At 40.8% G+C, this 958-nt stretch carries 1 protein-coding gene; it reads right to left on the bottom strand.

Annotated elements, in window-relative coordinates:
* Positions 1-680, bottom strand: a 680-nt coding sequence (locus A3756_RS22925; RefSeq protein WP_068554769.1) for a MinD/ParA family protein, incomplete at its 3' end; no start/stop codon positions are given.
* Between the last annotated feature and the right edge of the window lie 278 nt (positions 681-958).

Below are 958 nucleotides of genomic sequence, written 5' to 3'. Positions count from 1 at the left end.
ACAGCCCGTTGACGCTGCACTGCTTTTTTCACCGACTCATCGAAAGGGATTGACCCAACATACTGCAGAGCAACATCGAGAAATCTCTCAGTAACGTGAGCAAGCTTGGAATAGAGGTGGCGCCCCTCTTCCTGCGTTTTAACCATATTCGCCAGTACACGAAAACGGTACATATCGTAATCGCGATTTAACAATTTAATTAGCGCATATGAATCGGTAATCGATGTAGGCTCATCACATACGACAACAATAACTTCTTGCGCAGCCCTAAGAAACGAAACAACACCATCGGATATACCTGCTGCGGTATCAATAATCAGGACATCGAGATCTTCAGAAATTTCACTAAAGGCATTAATTAAACCGGCATGTTCCATTGGATTCAAAGAAACCATTTTTTGCGTACCAGATGAAGCTGGTACTACTTTTATTCCTTTGGGCCCATCAACCAAAACGTCACGCAGAGAACATTCGCCACTTATCACATCCGCTATATTGCTTTTAGAGGTGATACCTAACAAAACATCAACATTAGCCAAACCTAAATCGGCATCTAAAAGTACAACACGACGCCCCATCTCAGCGAGCATAATCGAAAGGTTAATAGACACATTACTTTTGCCCACACCACCTTTACCGCCAGTTACCGCGATTACCTGAACCGGATTAGAATTCGCCATACTGGTGAAAATCCCCTTTTATACATCTAATTATTTTTCGCACTTCAGTTTATTCAACCATATTGAGATCTTCGTGATACTGAAACATTGACCGTATTTTCAGTGTATACTGCATAATCTTGCTACATTCAGCTCTATATTTTAATCAACGCTAATAAGAGTTTAGCAGATATGATTAAGTTTACGCAGAATGAGAGAATATTTGATCTAAAACACCTTCATGCTCTTGGGCGCTGATTGTTACCCATCGCTCCGAACTATTCAATAAAGATTCAGCT

Source organism: Oleiphilus sp. HI0086, assembly GCF_001635225.1.
This window is presented reverse-complemented; position numbering and strand designations above follow the sequence as displayed.